This window comes from Pseudomonas sp. LBUM1660, from assembly GCF_059695935.1.
In genome coordinates, this window is the sequence record NZ_CP166795.1 from 4,785,966 (window position 1) to 4,802,085 (window position 16,120).

The following is a 16,120-nucleotide window of genomic DNA, read 5'->3' on the forward strand; positions in this document are numbered from 1 at the left end:
TTTCGCCGCAAAAAGGGTTGAAGTCGAGGCGACTCAAGGACCGTTTTCTACATCAAAGTAGCCTACTTGGCGACTTTGAAACAATTTCCGTGCGCAAGTTCAGGCTGACACAAAAACGGCCATCCGTGGATGGCCGTTCCTGTTGCTCAGCAAAGGCCGAATCACGCCTTGTCGACGCCTTTCTTGATTGCGTCCTTGGCTTTACCGACCGCTTGCTGGGCCTCGCCTTTCCTTTCCTGGACCTTACCTTCAGTTTGCAGCTTGGTGTTGTCAGTTGCCTTGCCGACACCTTGCTTGACGTTGCCGACGGCTTCGTTGGCCATGCCTTTTACTTTATCGCCAGTGCTGCTCATGGTGTTTCTCCTGTGAACAATTGAACGAGAAAAGTCGTTACACAAGGTTGACCGGAGGCGTTTGCGCGGAGTTTCATTTATTTTCAGCCACACATTTCATCGTTCAGTGCAGGTTGGGCTTTATGTTTGCCGACCAACCCCCGAGAATGCGCAACGTATTCAGGCCATGGCGCTGAAGATCCAATCCCGTAGGAATGTTATGAAACTCGATAAAAAGCAGGCCATTGCCCGCAGAAACCAGGAACTCGGCGGTGCTGTGCTTGGCGTCAACAACTGCCATTTCACCGAACTGAACCGCAACCGCAACATCTGGTGGTTCGATATCCCGGTGGCGCGCCTGGCCATTGGTCAGTACGAATGGGTTCACCTGCTGATGCACACGCCGGAAACCGACGAACTGCTGCACCTGAAAGTGCCGACGGTGTTCCTGCGCGAGAAGCTTGAAGGCCTGGTGGTGCGCAACGAAGGCAAGCGCAAAGCCGCCTTGAGCCTGGAACTGAGTGCGGACAAGGACTCATACCTGCAGGACATGCGCCCGGCGGGCACCAACGTCAATTTCGCGCCGTTTCGCCTGTAAATAACACATCCCCTGAGGCGAGGGAGCTTGCTCCCGCTGGGCTGCGAAGCAACCCTGAAACCTGCAACCCCGTTTCGTCAGATGCACCGCATACGCCGGGTTTGCGACTGCTTCGCAGTCGAGCGGGAGCAAGCTCCCTCGCCACAAAAGCGGTCCTGATAGCGCTATAAAAAAAGCCCCGCATCTGCGGGGCTTCTTGTTTGTTACGCGCCGACTTTCTTGGCGTTGAGCTTCTTCAGCTCTTCGTCGCGCAATTCGCGGCGCAGGATCTTGCCGACGTTGGTGGTCGGCAGCGCATCGCGGAATTCCACGGAGCGCGGGACTTTGTAGCCGGTCACGTTCGCACGCATGTGCTCCATCACCTGCTCCTTGGTCAACGTCACGCCCGGCTTGGCCACGATGAAGATCTTGATCGCCTCGCCCGACTTCTCGTCCGGCACGCCGATGGCCGCGCATTGCAGCACGCCCGGCAGGGTCGCCAGCACATCTTCCAGTTCGTTCGGGTACACGTTGAAACCGGACACCAGGATCATGTCTTTCTTGCGATCGACAATGCGCATGTAGCCGTCCGGCTGGATCAGCGCGATGTCACCGGTTTTCAACCAGCCTTCGCTGTCGAGCATTTCATCGGTGGCGTCCTGACGCTGCCAGTAGCCCTTCATCACTTGCGGACCTTTCACACACAGTTCGCCGATTTCGCCCAGCGGCTGTTCAACGCCTGCATCGTCGATGATTTTGCACACGGTGGACGGAACCGGAATACCGATGGTGCCGATCTGAATGTGCTGAATCGGGTTCACGGTGGCTACCGGGCTGGTTTCGGTCATGCCGTAACCTTCACAGATGGCGCAACCGGTGACCGCTTTCCAGCGCTCGGCGGCAGCCAGTTGCAGGGCCATGCCGCCGGACAGGGTGACTTTCAGCGCCGAGAAGTCCAGCTTTCGGAACGCTTCGTTGTTGCACAGCGCCACGAACAGGGTGTTGAGGCCGACGAACCCGCTGAACTTCCACTTCGACAGTTCCTTGACCATCGCCGTCAAATCGCGCGGGTTGCTGATCAGGATGTTGTGGTTGCCGATCAGCATCATCGCCATGCAATGAAAGGTGAACGCATAGATGTGGTACAGCGGCAGCGGTGTGATCAGGATCTCGCAGCCTTCGTTGAGGTTGGAACCCATCAGCGCCTTGCACTGCAGCATGTTCGCGACAAGGTTGCGATGGGTCAGCATCGCGCCCTTGGCCACGCCGGTGGTGCCGCCAGTGTATTGCAGGACGGCAACGTCGCTGCTGACCGGGTTGGCTTCCGCCACTGGCTGGCCGTGGCCCTTGCTCAGCACGTCGTTGAACTTGATCGCGTTGGGCAAGTGATACGCCGGGACCATCTTCTTCACGTACTTGATGACGCTGTTGACCAGCAGGCGCTTGAGCGGTGGCAGCAGGTCGGCCACTTCGGTGACGATCACGTGCTTGACGCCGGTTTTCGGCACGACGATTTCCGCCAGATGCGCCATGTTGGCCAGGCAGACCAGCGCTTTGGCACCGGAATCGTTGAATTGATGTTCCATTTCCCGCGCGGTGTACAGCGGGTTGGTGTTGACCACGATCAGCCCGGCGCGAATGGCACCGAATACGGCGACCGGGTACTGCAACACGTTGGGCAGTTGCACGGCGATTCGATCGCCCGGCTGCAAGTCGGTATGCTGTTGCAGGTAAGCGGCAAAGGCACCGGACAATTCGTACAGTTCACCGTAGGTGATTGTCTTGCCCAAGTTGCTGAATGCCGGTTTGTCGGCGAAGCGCTGGCAGGAACGTTTCAACACTGCCTGAATATTCGGATACTCGTCTGGATTGATCTCGGCAGCAATCCCGGCAGGGTACTTATCCTTCCAAAAGTCTTCGTTCATGGAAGCCCACTCCTCAGCAACGCGAATTCTGCACCGCATTTGATGCGATTATTATTGGTGTGTGTTTGTCGGTGAATCTTGCGCTTTTATAAGCCCGAGACGTCACAAAGCGCGCCGAGAGTAGCAGCTTTGCCAAGGGTCGACCAGAGCCAAAAGCGGCCTCTATGGTCACAATTGTGACTCATGAATTGCTAGCAGTCATTTTAGAGCAAAAATTCTATATAAGCCCCGAAAGCCCGTGAAACCGGGGGCTTCAGATCTTTAAAAGCTTCGCGGGCAAGCCTCGCTCCTACGGGTTCGATGGTGTTCACAGTATCGGTGAACGGCACAAAACCTGTAGGAGCGTGGCTTGCCCGCGATCCGCGCGAAGCGCGGCCATTCACCGACTACGCGATATCCCGCAACTCCCGCCGCAGGATCTTGCCCACCGGCGTCATCGGCAACGACTCACGCAACACAATGTGCTTGGGCACTTTGTACGCCGTGAAGTTTTCCTTGCAGTACGCCTTCAGTTCTTCAAGGCTGACCCCCGATTCACGGGCCACCACAAACAGCTTCACCGCCTCCCCCGAACGCTCGTCCGGCACACCGATCACCGCGCAGTTGGCGACTTTCGGGTGAGCCATCACGATGTCTTCGATCTCGTTCGGGTACACGTTGAAACCCGAGACGATGATCATGTCTTTCTTGCGATCGACGATGCGCACAAAACCGTCCGGGTCGATCACCGCGATATCACCGGACTTGAACCAGCCTTCGGCATCCAGCACCTCGGCGGTGGCTTCCGGTTTCTGCCAGTAGCCCTTCATGATCTGCGGGCCCTTGATGCACAGTTCGCCACGCTCGCCCAGCGGCTGCTCGACGCCTTCATCGTTGATCACTTTCAGCGTGGTACCCGGCACCGGCAGGCCGACCGTGCCGATCCGCGATTTGTCGCCGTAGGGGTTAGTGCAGGCCACCGGTGAGGTTTCGGTCAGGCCATAGCCCTCGGTGATGCGGCAACCGGTGAGCTGCTCCCAGCGCTCGGCGGTGGCCTTGACCAGCGCAGTGCCGCCGGAGTTGGTGAGTTTGAGGCTGGAGAAATCCAGGGTCTTGAAGTCCGGGTGGTCCATTAGCGCAACGAACAGCGTATTGAGCCCCAACAGCGCCGAGAACCGCCATTTCTTCAGCTCCTTGATGAAGCCGCCGATGTCGCGCGGATTGGTGATCAGCACGTTGTGGTTGCCGGTCACCATCATGCACATGCAGTTCGCTGTGAAGGCATAGATGTGGTACAGCGGCAGCGGCGCGATCATCACTTCCTGACCTTCGCGCAACAACGGCTGACCGTCACTGCCGAACTGCCCGAGGCAGGCCCGCGCCTGTTGCATGTTCGCCACCAGGTTGCCGTGTGTCAGCATCGCGCCCTTGGCCAGGCCGGTGGTGCCGCCGGTGTATTGCAGCACCGCGATGTCGTCGAGGCTGACGTTCAGCGGCTTGATACCCAGTCCCCGGCCCAGACGCAGCGCGCTTTTGAAGGAAATCGCCTGCGGCAAGGCATACGCCGGGACCATCTTCTTGACCTTGCTGACCATAGTATTGACCAGCCAGCCCTTGGCGCCGGGCATCATGTCGCCCATTTTCGCTTCGATCAGGTACTGGATATCGGTGTCGGGCAGGACTTCCTGGACCTTCTGCCCGAACATGTTCAGGTACACCAGCGCCCGGGCACCGGAATCCTTGAACTGATGACGCATCTCCCGCGCGGTGTACAGCGGGTTGGTGTTGACCACAATCAGCCCGGCGCGCAAGGCACCGAACACGGCAATCGGGTAATGCAGGACGTTGGGCATCTGCACCGCAATGCGATCCCCCGGCACCAGATCGGTGTGAGCTTGCAAATAGCCGGCGAACGCCAGGCTGTAGCGTTCCAGTTCGGCGTAGGTCAGGGTCACGCCCATGTTGCTGAAGGCGGGGCGATCAGCGAATTTCTTGCAGGAACGCTCGAACACCTCAAGCACCGACTTATAGGCCCCAAGGTCAATATCCAGGGGCACGCCGGCCGGGCGTTTGTCATTCCAGAAATCAGGTTGCATTGTTCTTGTCCTCTTTACCTGAGCCTATCCGGGGCCGCTTTTCTGTCACTTCTGAAAAGCGGGGCTTCACGGACACTAGCAGTTATGGCGAATCAGGCAAATATGCCAATGGCCGTCATTGACCGCGTGAATCTTGCTGCAGCGGCGTGGCCTGATCAGACGGCAAGCGCAGGATGCGCTATACAATGCATCGAAGCTGTTTTCCCACACGGCAGCCCCATGCAAAGGAATCGCCATGATCCACGACACTTTCTGGCTGACCGCGAGTGACCGCAGCCGCCTCTACGTCAACCAGTGGCTGCCCGATCCGCCTTTGAAAGCCGTGATCCTGCTGGCCCATGGCATGGCCGAACACAGTGGTCGCTACGCCCGCCTGGCGGAAAAACTCTGCGCGCAGGGTTACGGCGTTTACGCGCCAGACCTGCGTGGACATGGCAAAACTGCCGAAAACGGGACACTCGGCCATTTCGCCGACGACGATGGCTGGTGCAAAGTGGTCGGCGACCTGGCCAGCCTCAACCAACACATCGGCCAGCAACATCCCGGCGTGCCGATCGTGTTGCTCGGCCACAGCATGGGCAGCTACATCGCCCAGGCCTACCTGCTGCATCACAGCGCCAGCCTGCACGGTGCGGTGCTCAGCGGTTCGAACTTCCAGCCCATCGCGCTCTATCGCGCGGCACGTCAGATTGCCCGTGTCGAAAAAGCGCGCCAGGGTCCCAAAGGCCGCAGCGCGCTGATCGAGTGGCTGTCGTTTGGCTCGTTCAACAAAAAATTCAAACCGGTACGCACGCGTTTCGACTGGCTCAGCCGCGATCCGGCGGAAGTCGATCTGTACGCCAACGACCCGCTCTGCGGCTTTCGTTGCACCAATCAGCTGTGGATCGATTTGCTCGGTGGGTTGCAGCAAATCAGCAAAGCGTCCAATCTCGCTCAGATTGATCCGGGCCTGCCGTTGCTGGTGATTGGCGGTGAATGTGATCCGGTGAGCGAAGGCAAACGTCTGAAAAGTCTGGTCGATGCGCTGCGCGCGGCCGGGAGCCAGAACCTGCAACTGACTATTTACCCGCAGGCAAGGCACGAACTGTTCAACGAGAGCAACCGCGATGAAGTGATCAATGACGTGTTGAACTGGATCGCCCAGGCGCTGAGCCACCGCCGGCCACCCAGATCGGAATAGTTTTTTTGTGGATTTTTTATTTGTCACAGGAATTGAAACAGATGACCCAGGTTACCAACACCCCTTACGAAGCCCTCGAAGTAGGCCAGACCGCCAGCTACAGCAAGACCGTCGAAGAGCGCGACATTCAGTTGTTCGCCGCGATGTCGGGTGATCACAACCCGGTGCACCTGGACGCCGAATTCGCCGCCGGCACCATGTTCAAGGAGCGCATCGCTCACGGCATGTTCAGCGGTGCGCTGATCAGCGCTGCCGTGGCTTGCGAGTTGCCTGGGCCGGGGACTATTTATATCAGTCAGCAGATGAGTTTTCAGAAGCCGGTGAAGATTGGCGACACCCTGACCGTGCGCCTGGAAATTCTCGAGAAACTGCCGAAATTTCGTGTTCGGATTGCCACTCAAGTGTTTAACCAGCGCGATGAATTGGTGGTGGATGGCGAGGCCGAGATTCTTGCACCGCGCAAGCAGCAGACGGTAACGCTGCCGAAGCTGCCGGCGATCAGCATCGGCTAAGGTGTTGTCTGCACCATTCGCGAGCAAGCCCGCTCCCACATTTGACCGTGTCCAACATGGGAATGCGGTCAAATGTGGGAGCGGGCTTGCTCGCGAAGGGCGACACCTCGGTATCACTGCCCTTCCTGCACCTGCACACTCGCCGTCATCCCCGAACTCAGATTCATTCCCTCCGGCAATTTATCAATCTTGATCCGCACCGGAATCCGCTGCGCCAGCCTCACCCAGTTGAACGTCGGCTCTACCTCCGCCAGCAACTGCCCGTCCGGGGTGGTATTGCGATCGGTAATCCCGCGGCTGATGCTTTCCACATGCCCGTCCAGCGCTTCGCCCGCGCTCATCAACCAGACCTTCACCGGATCGCCAACCCGAATCCGCGACAACTTGGTTTCCTCGAAATACGCCTGTACATAGAAGGTCGAATCATCGATCAACGCCATCACCGGTTGCCCGGCATTCACGTAATTGCCTTGGGCCAGGCGCAGGTTAGTGATGTGACCGCTGCGAGGCGCATGGACCTGGCTGCGCGCCAGATTGAGTTCCGCGACCTTGGCTTCCGCCTGAGCTTCACGCAATTCACCACGGGCGATGCCGGCGTTGATTTGCGCGTTCTCACGCAGCTCGGCACTGATGGCTTGCGGCCCGAGGCTGGCACGGCGACTGGCTTCGCGTTCGCGCAGATTGAGCTGTTGCTGGCGGGTCTGCACCACCGCCTGGGCCTTCTCCAGCGCCGCTTCGAAACGATCACGATCGATGCTCAGCAACAGATCGCCCGCCTTGACCCGCTGGTTATCGAACGCCTTGAGCTCACGCACCCACCCCGAGACGTCCGGGGCGATGACCACCACATCGGCGCGGATCCGCGCATCCCGGGTCCAGGGCGTGAGCATGTAGTACTGCCACAAATGAAAGCCGGCAAAGATCGCCACCGCCACCAGGCACAGGGTTACCGCGACACGTACTGGAGTACGCATTTTCAACTCCTTACAAAGGTCCGAGGACGACGGTGATCACGGTCAATACACAAACGTACAAGGCGCAATCAAATAATGCTTCGTGCCAGATCCAGCGGCCGACCGGTGTCAGGCGCAAAAGCATGCGCAAGGCTGCGGTGACCAGCAGTGCCAGCAGCACATAAATCAGAAACGGACTGAGCAGCACACCGCCCACCGACCACTCATGCAAACCCATGGCTTTGCTCCTGTTGACGGCACCAGGCGCGCCAACTGCTTTGCAATTGCAGCACGGCGCCCTGAGCCAGTTTCACCGCGTCGCTGGGCGGCAACGCGTACAAGGTCTTCAAGAAAGCTTCGCTGGGTTGTTCCAGCGCATCGGCGCGGTTGCCCGCAGGGCCCTGCTCAAGGACTTTTTCCAGCTGCTCGAGATAACGCCGTTGAGGTGCGCTGACCGGCACTTGCGCCACCGCCAGGCTCAACCGCAGATGCAACAATTCATCGCCGATATCGAGGCCGAGCAAGCCGTCATCCCAGCGACTGCGCGCCGGCTCCGGCAACTCGGGATAGTGCCGCGCCAGTTGCAGCAAGCGGTCGGCCATGCGTCCGCCAAACCAGCTTTCGGCACCCCGCAGGTTACGTCGGGTCAACCGCACCAGATCGTCGAGCGTCGCTGCCAGCAAGCGGCGGCCATGCCACGTCGGGTTACGCAGAATCAGTAAATGAAACGCCAGCACCGCCGCGCCGACACCGACCACCATCGCCTGGGCACTGTTGAAGAACGTGGCGACGTCGAATTTCATCGCGTTCAGCGGCGACACCAGCACGATGAAATGCAGACAGAACGAAGTGGCCGTGGCGCCGATCTGTGGCTTGGCCATGCCCAGCGCACCGAAAAACAACGGCACGCCCATACCCATGCAGAGCAAGGCAAATCCGCTCCATTGCGGCAGCAGAATCTGCCCGACGAAAAACGCCGTCGGAATCGCCAGAAAAATGCCCCGCATGAAACTCATGCCGATCTGTGCACCGTTCTCGCGACTGGCAAACAGGCTGCACACCACGCACGTCAGCAACAAGGCGCCCGACGCGGCGGGCCAGGCCGTCGCCAGCCAGAAGCACGACACCACCAGAAACGCCAAGGCACTGCGCGCGCCGAACACCAGCGCCAATGACAGGTCGCGGTGCGGCGCCAGGGTGCGTGGCGGATCGACCGTTTCGCGCCCCTCCTCCACCGCTTTCATCGCCGCAGTGGCCGCCATCGCGGTATCGAGCAGCAAGGTGAAACGGGCCAGGCAGTAACTCTGCGCGCAGCTGATGTGCGGGTCATGGGAGGCATCGAGCAACCTCGGCCGCAACGCTTGCAGGGTCGCCGTATCGTCGCCGCTGAGCGCAACCTGAACTTCGGTCATCCACGGCAACAGTTGCTCGGCTTCTTGTGGTTCCAGCTGCTTCCACTGACGGCGCACCGAACGGGCGATGCGTAGCAGCATCAAGAGCTTCTGGCTCAAGCCGCTGATGGCTCGTGCGCGTTGCCGACCCAGGCCACCTTCAAACCAGGCATGTTCGCGCTGGGCATCGACCGCGACGATCCGCCCGAGGATTTCCAGCAAACCTTTACGTGCCTGGGCATCGCCGGCCAGCGTTGCTCGCGCAGCAATCATCCCGCTGTTGCAGGCGGATCGCGCCTGATCCGCCAGTTGTCGTTCGACGCGCATCGGCCACAGCAACGCGCTGGCCGCCGTGGCGCACAGGATGCCCAGACAGATTTCCGTGCAGCGCGCCACGGCTTGGTCGAACACCGTCAGCGGATGGGTAATGGCCGGTAACGCGATGATCGCCACCGTGTAACCGGCCAGCACAAATGAATAGGACCAGGCACTGCGCAGCAATGTCGAACTCGCCGTACACAGGCCGAGCCACAACGCCAATGCCAATAAAAACAGCCAAGGCGTCTGGGCGAACAACCCCATGAACACCACCGACATGATCGTTCCGACCAATGTGCCCAGCAGCCGCGCCAGCCCCTTCTGCACCACCATTCCAGACAATGGCTGAGCGACGATGAACGCCGTCATCAGTGCCCAGGCGGGTTGCTCAAGACCCCAGCGCAATGCCAGCCACAGGGCCAGGCCACCACCGATCAAGGTTTTGATTGCGAACTGTAGAGCGCGACGGTCAGGCGCAAACAAAGCCTGCAAAGTGATAGGCACGTAGAAGACTCTTGAAAGGACGTTTTTAACGATAGTCGGGTTCACTGAAGTCACTTGAAAAACAAATTATTAGCGAGCTATCTATCTCCCGTCCAGCGTTAAATCCCAGACACAAAAAAACGCCAGACTGGCTGGCGTTTTTGACAGGCTACGAGCGCTTAAGAGCGAGCGCGAGCCTGGTTACGCAGGGCTTTTACCTGGTCGTGATTGCGTTGCACGCCGTGGTACTGACGTTCAACCAGGTCACGAATGCCCACCAGGTTGTGCTTGTTGATTTTTTCGATGGCTTCTTTGTAAGCCTTCAGCGCATGGTCTTCACCGCGTTCAGCTTCGTTCAGCACGGCTTCTTCATCCTTGCCGGTGAACATCGCTTTAACGTCGACCCAACGACGGTGCAGGTCACCGCTGACACTGGTGGACGTTTCCGGATCACCACCCATCGAACGCACGGCGCTCTGAAGTTCGGCCGCAGCGGTGGCGCAGTCGGCGGAGCGTTGCACGAACAGGGTTTTGAGTTCAGGGTGTTTGATGTCTTCAGCGCAAGTCTTGAACCCTTCCTGACCGTCTTTGCTGGTTTCAATCAGGTCGTTGAGTACAGAGATCGCTTCTTTATTCATGTCGGTCATTTTTCAATTCCTTGCGGGTTGATGAAAGATGCAATAGCTGTTGCACCCGGCATGCCAGCTTCGAACTGATAATTTATCCGTTATATTTCAATCACTTATGCCAAACAAAGAAATCTGTATCCGCTTTTTTTGCATGAACTGTCAATTGGCCTGCATGCAGAATGCCTGTATTTTTCCAGCCTGATGAATCAAGACGACCGATTGATGAACCCTGAAAAGCTCGAACTGTTGATCACCCGTGAAATGCCCTTCGGCAAATACAAAGGTCGAATCATTGCCGACTTGCCTGGCCAATACCTGAACTGGTTCGCCCGGGAAGGTTTCCCGCATGGCGAACTGGGCGGATTGCTGGCCCTGATGCAGGAGATCGACCACAACGGTCTGTCGGACCTGCTCGAACCGCTGCGCGCCAAACACGGCAAACCTGCCCCGCGCCACTGACATTGCAATCAAAAAAGCCGAGTAGCTCATGCCCGAGAACACCCGTCGCGCCCGTGATGAACATTTCTGGAAGACCTTTGCCGACCGCTACTCTGTCGAACCCGGGCCCATCAACCTGGAAAACGGGTACTTCGGGCGTATGTCGCGCACCGTGGTCGAGGAGTACCAGCGCAACATCGAGCTGATCAACCGAAGCAACTCGGTGTATGTGCGCCAGCGTTTCGAACAGATCGATAGTCTTGAGATCCGGGCGCAGCTCGCCAGCCTGATCGACGTTCCAGTCGAAACCGTGGCCCTCACCCGCAACGCTTCGGACGGCCTGCAGTCGCTGATCCGCAATTACAATCGCCTTCAACCGGGCGATCAGGTGCTGATTTGTGATCTGGAGTACGACACGGTCAAAGGCGCGATGCGTTGGCTGGCGCGGCATCACGGCGTCGAAGTGATCGAAATCGACCACGCGCATCCCGCAACTTTCGACAGCTTGCTGGCCACTTATCGTGACGCCTTCGCGCGTTATCCAAAGCTCAAATTGATGGCTCTGACCCATGTCACCCATCGCACTGGATTGGTCATGCCCGTGCAGGCCATTGTTGCCGCCGCCAAAGAACACGGCATCGACGTGATCCTCGATGGCGCGCATGCCCTCGGCCAGATTGAGTTCAACCTGGATGAGCTAGGCGTTTCTTTCGCCGGTTTCAATCTGCACAAATGGATCGGCGCGCCCCTGACGCTGGGCTTTATCTACATTGCCCCAGAGCGCCTGGCCGACATCGACCCGGACATGGGCGAGATGCACTTCCCGGTCACCGATATTCGCGCCCGCACGCCCTACAGCACGCCGAACATCCCGGCCTTGCTGACGCTGCCCCTGGTGTTCGAGGAGCATCTCGCGATGGGCGGCGCCGCTGCCAAGAGCACAAGGCTCAACTACCTGCGCAACCGTTGGGTCAACGCAGTTCGCGAGCTACCGGAGATCGAGGTCATGACACCCGATGACCCGCGACTGTATTGCGGCATTACCTCGATGCGCTTTACCCGGCATACCGATCAACAGGCAATGGCCGAGCGGCTGCTCAGCGACTACAACCTGTTCACCGTGGTCCGCAGCGGCGCGGCGAGCGGGCCATGCATTCGCATTACACCGGGGCTCACAACCACCGCTGCCGACATGGATCTGCTGGCCCGTGCGCTGAGCGAGTTGCGCTGACGTCATACCGTGTATTTGTCGAAGTCCTCCGGTTTGATTTGCGTCGAAGCGGCGAACGTGTCGATACCGATGGTCGTATGCCCGAAAAAGCCATCCTCGTTCGAGTCTCGACCGAGGGTGTGGACCGTCAATGTCGAGGCCTCGCCGCCCTGATCCCGGTAATACGTGTCTTCATTGTTGCTCAGCGGCGAGACCGATCGGCCGCTGTACTCCCGGACGTTGAGCACCGAACGCGAGGCGGGTTCGGGAAAGTAGAGCTGACCGACCCAGGCAACATGCCGCTCCTCGAGAAAATTGTTGCCGGACGTGATGCGCACGGCGACATGGATGTGCAAGGTGCGGCCGGCATAGAACCCCGGGTAGATGGTGGTAAACCGAACCACGCCCTTTTTGTCGGTGAATTGCCCGCCACGCAGGTAGGTGTCGTCGTCAGTGCGCGGAACCGAGCCGATGTCACCGACATCGACTTCCTGGTCCGGGTTGACCTTGCTCCAGCCCGAATACGCACCACGGGCATTGCAATGCCAGATATCGACCAAGGCCCCGGTCACCGGCTCCCCCGTCATGGCATCGACAATCGCCAGTCGCAGCACCAGGGGAATGCCATCGGCGCTTTCGCTGATGTTGCGCCGGATCAGTTTCGGATTGCGGAAATACGGGCCGGCAATTTGCTCGGGAGACAGCAGGTGAATCGGGGGTGGGGGTGCAACGGAGTTGTTGTCGTCCATGACGTTCTCTCTTCCATAAGATGAACGCAGGTTAACGCTGGATGGGCGGCGAGAGGCGGTAACTATGTATCGCTTGATGTCCCTTGTGTGCGAGGCTTGCCCGCGAAGGCGCCAGACCAGTCACTTCAATGCTGACTGTACTGACGCCTTCGCGGGCAAGCCTCGCTCCTACAAGTGGTATTTCATCAGGCAAAAAAAAACGGTGCACCGACCAAGCGCACCGTAAAGCCGTAGAACACACAACGAAGTGTTTGGTAAAAGCCGATCAGTCCAGCAGCGCCAATGCCTCGGCGGTGCATTCCTGAATGCGGGCCCAGTCGCCGTTCTTGATCCACTCCGGATCAAGCATCCAGCTACCGCCCACGCACATCACGTTTTTCAACGCCATGTAGCTCTTGATATTGGCCGGGCTGACGCCGCCAGTCGGGCAGAATTTCACTTCACCGAACGGGCCGCCGAGGGCCTTGATGGCCGCGACGCCACCGCTGACTTCCGCCGGGAACAGCTTGAAGCGGCGATAACCCAGGCCATAGCCTTCCATGATGCCGGACGCGTTGCTGATGCCTGGCAACAGCGGGATCGGGCTGTCGACGCTGGCTTCGAGCAGGTCACGGGTGATGCCCGGCGTGACGATGAACTGCGAACCCGCCGCTTCGGCAGCGGCAAGCATCGTGCGATCCAGCACAGTACCCGCACCGGTCACCAACTCCGGACGCTGCTCACGCAGAATCTGGATGGCCTTGAGGCCGAACTGCGAACGAAGCGTCACTTCCAGGGCAGTCAGGCCACCGGCAGCCAGGGCGTCGGCAAGCGGCAGGATATCCTGCTCGCGAGCGATCGTGATCACCGGCAGGATCCGCGCCTTGGCGCAGAGGCTGTCGATCAGGGCAACTTTGTCCGCCATGGAAACGGTCGGGGATGGGGTTGTCATAGCGGCTGTTCCTTGGCTCATGGGCACCAGTAGATCTCTAACGTAGGTTGCAGAAACGCGCGAATCGGCATGGCGGCGACATCGTCACCGGCCAATGCGGCACTCAGAGTGGTCAGCTTGGACTGACCGGAAATCGATAAAACGGTGGTCTTGGCCGAGGCCAGCAGCGCGCGGCTCATGGTCAGGCGCTGATGCGGCACGGTTGGCGCCAGCATCGGATAGCACCGACGGGTGCCGTCGGCTTTCAAGGCATCGATCAGGTTCGGGCTGTTGGGGAACAGCGAAGCGGTGTGACCGTCATCGCCCATGCCGAGTATCAGCACGTCGATCGGCGGCAACTCGGCGAGCAAACGGTCGGCCTGCTCGGCGGCCAGTTCAAGGTTCGCGGTGGCGCTGTACAGGCTCAGAAACTGAGCCTTGGCCGCCGGGCCTTGCAACAGATAACGCTTGAGCAGACCGGCATTGCTGTCGGCATGCTCGACCGGCACCCAGCGCTCGTCGGCCAGGGTGACGACCACCTTGGACCAGTCCAGTTTCTGCTTGGCCAGGTTCTGGAAGAACGCCACCGGGCTGCGGCCACCGGACACCACCAGCGTCGCGGTGCCGCGAGCGTCGATGGCGTCACTCAGTTGCTTGGCTACATTCAGCGCCAGACCATCGGCCAGCAGCACCGGGCTCTTGAACTCATGGGCGCTGACGCCCTGAGGCAGTTTCAATTCAGATATCGCCATACCACGACCTCCCATCCCGCGTGATCAGAGCAATGGAGCTCATCGGTCCCCAGGACCCAGCCGCATACGGCTTGGGCGCATCACCGGATTTTTTCCACCCGGCGATCAACTGGTCACACCACTTCCACGCGGCTTCGATTTCATCTTTACGGACAAACAGGTTCTGATTGCCGCGCATCACTTCCAGCAACAACCGCTCGTAGGCATCGGGAATCCGTGCGCTGCGATAGGTGTCGGAAAAATTCAGCTGCAACGGACCGCTGCGCAGCTGCATGCCCTTGTCCAGGCCTTGTTCTTTGGTCATCACACGCAAGGAAATGCCTTCGTCCGGCTGCAAGCGGATGATCAGCTTGTTGCTGATTTGCAGGCGCTGCTCGGGGGCGAAAATATAGTGCGACGGTTCCTTGAAGTGGATGACGATCTGCGACAGCTTTTGCGGCATACGCTTGCCGGTACGCAAGTAGAACGGCACGCCGGCCCAGCGCCAGTTGCGGATATCCGCACGCAGGGCGACGAAGGTTTCGGTGTCGCTCTGGGTATTGGAGTTGGGCTCTTCCAGGTAACCGGGGACCGATTTACCTTCGCTGTACCCGGCGATGTACTGGCCGCGCACCACCTGCGTGGTCAGGCCTTCCGGGCTGATCGGCGCCAGGGCCTTGAGCACTTTGACTTTCTCGTCACGGATGCTGTCGGCGGACAGGTCGGCCGGCGGGTCCATGGCGATCAGGCAAAGCAGTTGCAGCAGGTGATTCTGGATCATGTCCCGCAGCTGACCGGCCTTGTCGAAATAACCCCAGCGGCCTTCGATCCCGACCTTCTCGGCCACGGTGATTTCCACGTGGGAGATGTAATTCTGGTTCCACTGGGTTTCGAACAGGCTGTTGGCGAAACGCAGGGCGATCAGGTTCTGGACGGTCTCTTTGCCCAGGTAGTGGTCGATGCGGTAGGTGCGGTTCTCCGGGAAGAACTGCGCCACGGCGTCGTTGACCTTGCGCGAGGATTCCAGGTCCGAACCGATGGGTTTTTCCAGCACGACGCGGGTGTTTTCGGTCAGACCGACCTTCGACAGGTTCTCGCAGATCGCGCCGTAAACGGCGGCCGGCGTGGCGAAGTAGGCAATCACACGCTGGGCGCTGCCGGCCATTTCGGCCAGGGCGACGTAATCGTCGGCCTTGAGGAAGTCGACATGCAGGTAGCTCAAACGGGCCAGGAAGCGTTCGACCACAGCTTCGTCCAGCTCTTTGGCACCTACATAACGGCGCAGTTCGGTGGCGATGAACGCCAAGTGTTCCTGCTCGCTGCCAGGCTCACGGGCCAGCGCGATAATCCGCGTATCCTCATGCAGCAGGCCTGCGCCATCGAGTTGATAAAGGGCAGGAAACAGTTTGCGCAGGGCCAGGTCGCCGAGGGCGCCGAACAAGGCAAAGGTGCACGGTTCAACCGTAATCGAAGGCATGATGTTTGTTCTTTTATCAAGTTAAGCTACAAATACCTTTTTTCAAGGCATCACTCAAGGGAAAATGTAGTAATAACCACAACATTTTCGCAAAATACAGATTCCGAGTGGTGGTCGGTCGGAGCCATCAGTAGGATAGGCCACCGTTTGGGGCCGTATCAAAGTCCCAATTTGCATAGCAGCACGCTTGCTTGCATCGCAGAGCACTCTTGTAGGCGAACCTAGGAAAC

At 59.1% G+C, this 16,120-nt stretch carries 16 protein-coding genes; 5 read left to right on the plus strand and 11 right to left on the minus strand.

Annotation, left to right across the window (positions count from 1 at the left end):
- Positions 1 to 161: 161 nt before the first annotated feature.
- A complete protein-coding gene (locus tag ACA068_RS22270) occupies positions 162 to 353 on the minus strand; it encodes a CsbD family protein (RefSeq protein WP_403108416.1) in 192 nt (63 codons plus the stop codon).
- Between the two features lie 199 nt (positions 354 to 552).
- On the opposite strand from ACA068_RS22270, the gene ACA068_RS22275 reads away from it, so the two are divergent.
- A complete protein-coding gene (locus tag ACA068_RS22275; RefSeq protein WP_010457352.1) occupies positions 553 to 930 on the plus strand; it encodes a hypothetical protein in 378 nt (125 codons plus the stop codon).
- A 203-nt stretch (positions 931 to 1,133) separates the two neighbouring features.
- On the opposite strand, the gene fadD1 is transcribed toward ACA068_RS22275, so the two are convergent.
- The gene (fadD1, locus tag ACA068_RS22280; protein ID WP_497304820.1) at positions 1,134 to 2,834 is read right to left on the minus strand and encodes a long-chain-fatty-acid--CoA ligase FadD1; all 1,701 of its coding nucleotides are present in this window, start codon (positions 2,832 to 2,834) and stop codon (positions 1,134 to 1,136) included.
- A 386-nt stretch (positions 2,835 to 3,220) separates the two neighbouring features.
- Positions 3,221 to 4,909 carry a long-chain-fatty-acid--CoA ligase FadD2 gene (fadD2, locus tag ACA068_RS22285; protein WP_497304822.1) on the minus strand — a complete coding sequence of 563 codons (1,689 nt, stop codon included), beginning with the start codon at positions 4,907 to 4,909 and terminating at the stop codon, positions 3,221 to 3,223.
- 235 nt (positions 4,910 to 5,144) lie between these two features.
- On the opposite strand from fadD2, the gene ACA068_RS22290 reads away from it, so the two are divergent.
- Together ACA068_RS22290 and ACA068_RS22295 are read left to right on the plus strand one after the other, a co-directional pair.
- The gene (locus ACA068_RS22290; protein WP_497304823.1) at positions 5,145 to 6,089 is read left to right on the plus strand and encodes an alpha/beta hydrolase; all 945 of its coding nucleotides are present in this window, start codon (positions 5,145 to 5,147) and stop codon (positions 6,087 to 6,089) included.
- 41 nt (positions 6,090 to 6,130) lie between these two features.
- Positions 6,131 to 6,601, plus strand: coding sequence for a MaoC family dehydratase (locus ACA068_RS22295; RefSeq protein WP_497304825.1), 471 nt, complete (start codon positions 6,131 to 6,133; stop codon positions 6,599 to 6,601).
- Between the two features lie 113 nt (positions 6,602 to 6,714).
- On the opposite strand, the gene ACA068_RS22300 is transcribed toward ACA068_RS22295, so the two are convergent.
- The 4 genes from ACA068_RS22300 to ACA068_RS22315 form a co-directional block, all read right to left on the minus strand.
- The gene (locus tag ACA068_RS22300; RefSeq protein ID WP_497304827.1) at positions 6,715 to 7,575 is read right to left on the minus strand and encodes an efflux RND transporter periplasmic adaptor subunit; all 861 of its coding nucleotides are present in this window, start codon (positions 7,573 to 7,575) and stop codon (positions 6,715 to 6,717) included.
- 10 nt (positions 7,576 to 7,585) lie between these two features.
- Complete coding sequence (locus ACA068_RS22305) at positions 7,586 to 7,792, minus strand: DUF1656 domain-containing protein (RefSeq protein ID WP_497304829.1); 207 nt, start codon at positions 7,790 to 7,792, stop codon at positions 7,586 to 7,588.
- A complete protein-coding gene (locus ACA068_RS22310) occupies positions 7,779 to 9,767 on the minus strand; it encodes an FUSC family protein (RefSeq protein WP_497304831.1) in 1,989 nt (662 codons plus the stop codon). The genes ACA068_RS22305 and ACA068_RS22310 overlap by 14 nt, the downstream gene beginning before the upstream one ends.
- Positions 9,768 to 9,925: 158 nt before the next feature.
- Entirely contained in the window at positions 9,926 to 10,393 is a 468-nt protein-coding gene (locus ACA068_RS22315) for a ferritin-like domain-containing protein (RefSeq protein WP_497295586.1), read from the minus strand.
- A 204-nt stretch (positions 10,394 to 10,597) separates the two neighbouring features.
- On the opposite strand from ACA068_RS22315, the gene ACA068_RS22320 reads away from it, so the two are divergent.
- Both ACA068_RS22320 and ACA068_RS22325 read left to right on the plus strand, forming a co-directional pair.
- Entirely contained in the window at positions 10,598 to 10,834 is a 237-nt protein-coding gene (locus tag ACA068_RS22320; protein ID WP_010457368.1) for a DUF3820 family protein, read from the plus strand.
- A 28-nt stretch (positions 10,835 to 10,862) separates the two neighbouring features.
- Complete coding sequence (locus tag ACA068_RS22325) at positions 10,863 to 12,044, plus strand: aminotransferase class V-fold PLP-dependent enzyme (RefSeq protein ID WP_497304833.1); 1,182 nt, start codon at positions 10,863 to 10,865, stop codon at positions 12,042 to 12,044.
- 2 nt (positions 12,045 to 12,046) lie between these two features.
- Here the strand turns inward: ACA068_RS22325 and ACA068_RS22330 are convergent, their stop codons facing one another.
- The 4 genes from ACA068_RS22330 to zwf form a co-directional block, all read right to left on the minus strand.
- Positions 12,047 to 12,772: an intradiol ring-cleavage dioxygenase gene (locus tag ACA068_RS22330; protein WP_497304834.1), complete on the minus strand. Its 726-nt coding sequence runs from the start codon at positions 12,770 to 12,772 to the stop codon at positions 12,047 to 12,049.
- Positions 12,773 to 13,037: 265 nt separating this feature from the next.
- A complete protein-coding gene (locus ACA068_RS22335) occupies positions 13,038 to 13,703 on the minus strand; it encodes a bifunctional 4-hydroxy-2-oxoglutarate aldolase/2-dehydro-3-deoxy-phosphogluconate aldolase (protein ID WP_497304836.1) in 666 nt (221 codons plus the stop codon).
- 17 nt (positions 13,704 to 13,720) lie between these two features.
- Entirely contained in the window at positions 13,721 to 14,434 is a 714-nt protein-coding gene (pgl, locus tag ACA068_RS22340; protein ID WP_497304838.1) for a 6-phosphogluconolactonase, read from the minus strand.
- The gene (gene zwf / locus ACA068_RS22345; protein ID WP_497304840.1) at positions 14,421 to 15,890 is read right to left on the minus strand and encodes a glucose-6-phosphate dehydrogenase; all 1,470 of its coding nucleotides are present in this window, start codon (positions 15,888 to 15,890) and stop codon (positions 14,421 to 14,423) included. The genes pgl and zwf overlap by 14 nt, the downstream gene beginning before the upstream one ends.
- Positions 15,891 to 16,120 lie beyond the last annotated feature (230 nt).

Excerpts from the sequence above, each read along its gene's own strand:
- ACA068_RS22315 (WP_497295586.1), bottom strand. The coding sequence starts at position 10,393 with ATGACCGACATGAATAAAGAAGCGATCTCTGTACTCAACGACCTGATT.
- ACA068_RS22325 (WP_497304833.1), top strand. The coding sequence starts at position 10,863 with ATGCCCGAGAACACCCGTCGCGCCCGTGATGAACATTTCTGGAAGACC.
- ACA068_RS22300 (WP_497304827.1), bottom strand. The coding sequence starts at position 7,575 with ATGCGTACTCCAGTACGTGTCGCGGTAACCCTGTGCCTGGTGGCGGTG.
- ACA068_RS22290 (WP_497304823.1), top strand. The coding sequence starts at position 5,145 with ATGATCCACGACACTTTCTGGCTGACCGCGAGTGACCGCAGCCGCCTC.
- fadD1 (WP_497304820.1), bottom strand. The coding sequence starts at position 2,834 with ATGAACGAAGACTTTTGGAAGGATAAGTACCCTGCCGGGATTGCTGCC.
- pgl (WP_497304838.1), bottom strand. The coding sequence starts at position 14,434 with ATGGCGATATCTGAATTGAAACTGCCTCAGGGCGTCAGCGCCCATGAG.
- ACA068_RS22275 (WP_010457352.1), top strand. The coding sequence starts at position 553 with ATGAAACTCGATAAAAAGCAGGCCATTGCCCGCAGAAACCAGGAACTC.
- ACA068_RS22270 (WP_403108416.1), bottom strand. The coding sequence starts at position 353 with ATGAGCAGCACTGGCGATAAAGTAAAAGGCATGGCCAACGAAGCCGTC.
- ACA068_RS22295 (WP_497304825.1), top strand. The coding sequence starts at position 6,131 with ATGACCCAGGTTACCAACACCCCTTACGAAGCCCTCGAAGTAGGCCAG.
- ACA068_RS22305 (WP_497304829.1), bottom strand. The coding sequence starts at position 7,792 with ATGGGTTTGCATGAGTGGTCGGTGGGCGGTGTGCTGCTCAGTCCGTTT.
- ACA068_RS22320 (WP_010457368.1), top strand. The coding sequence starts at position 10,598 with ATGAACCCTGAAAAGCTCGAACTGTTGATCACCCGTGAAATGCCCTTC.
- ACA068_RS22330 (WP_497304834.1), bottom strand. The coding sequence starts at position 12,772 with ATGGACGACAACAACTCCGTTGCACCCCCACCCCCGATTCACCTGCTG.
- zwf (WP_497304840.1), bottom strand. The coding sequence starts at position 15,890 with ATGCCTTCGATTACGGTTGAACCGTGCACCTTTGCCTTGTTCGGCGCC.
- ACA068_RS22335 (WP_497304836.1), bottom strand. The coding sequence starts at position 13,703 with ATGACAACCCCATCCCCGACCGTTTCCATGGCGGACAAAGTTGCCCTG.
- fadD2 (WP_497304822.1), bottom strand. The coding sequence starts at position 4,909 with ATGCAACCTGATTTCTGGAATGACAAACGCCCGGCCGGCGTGCCCCTG.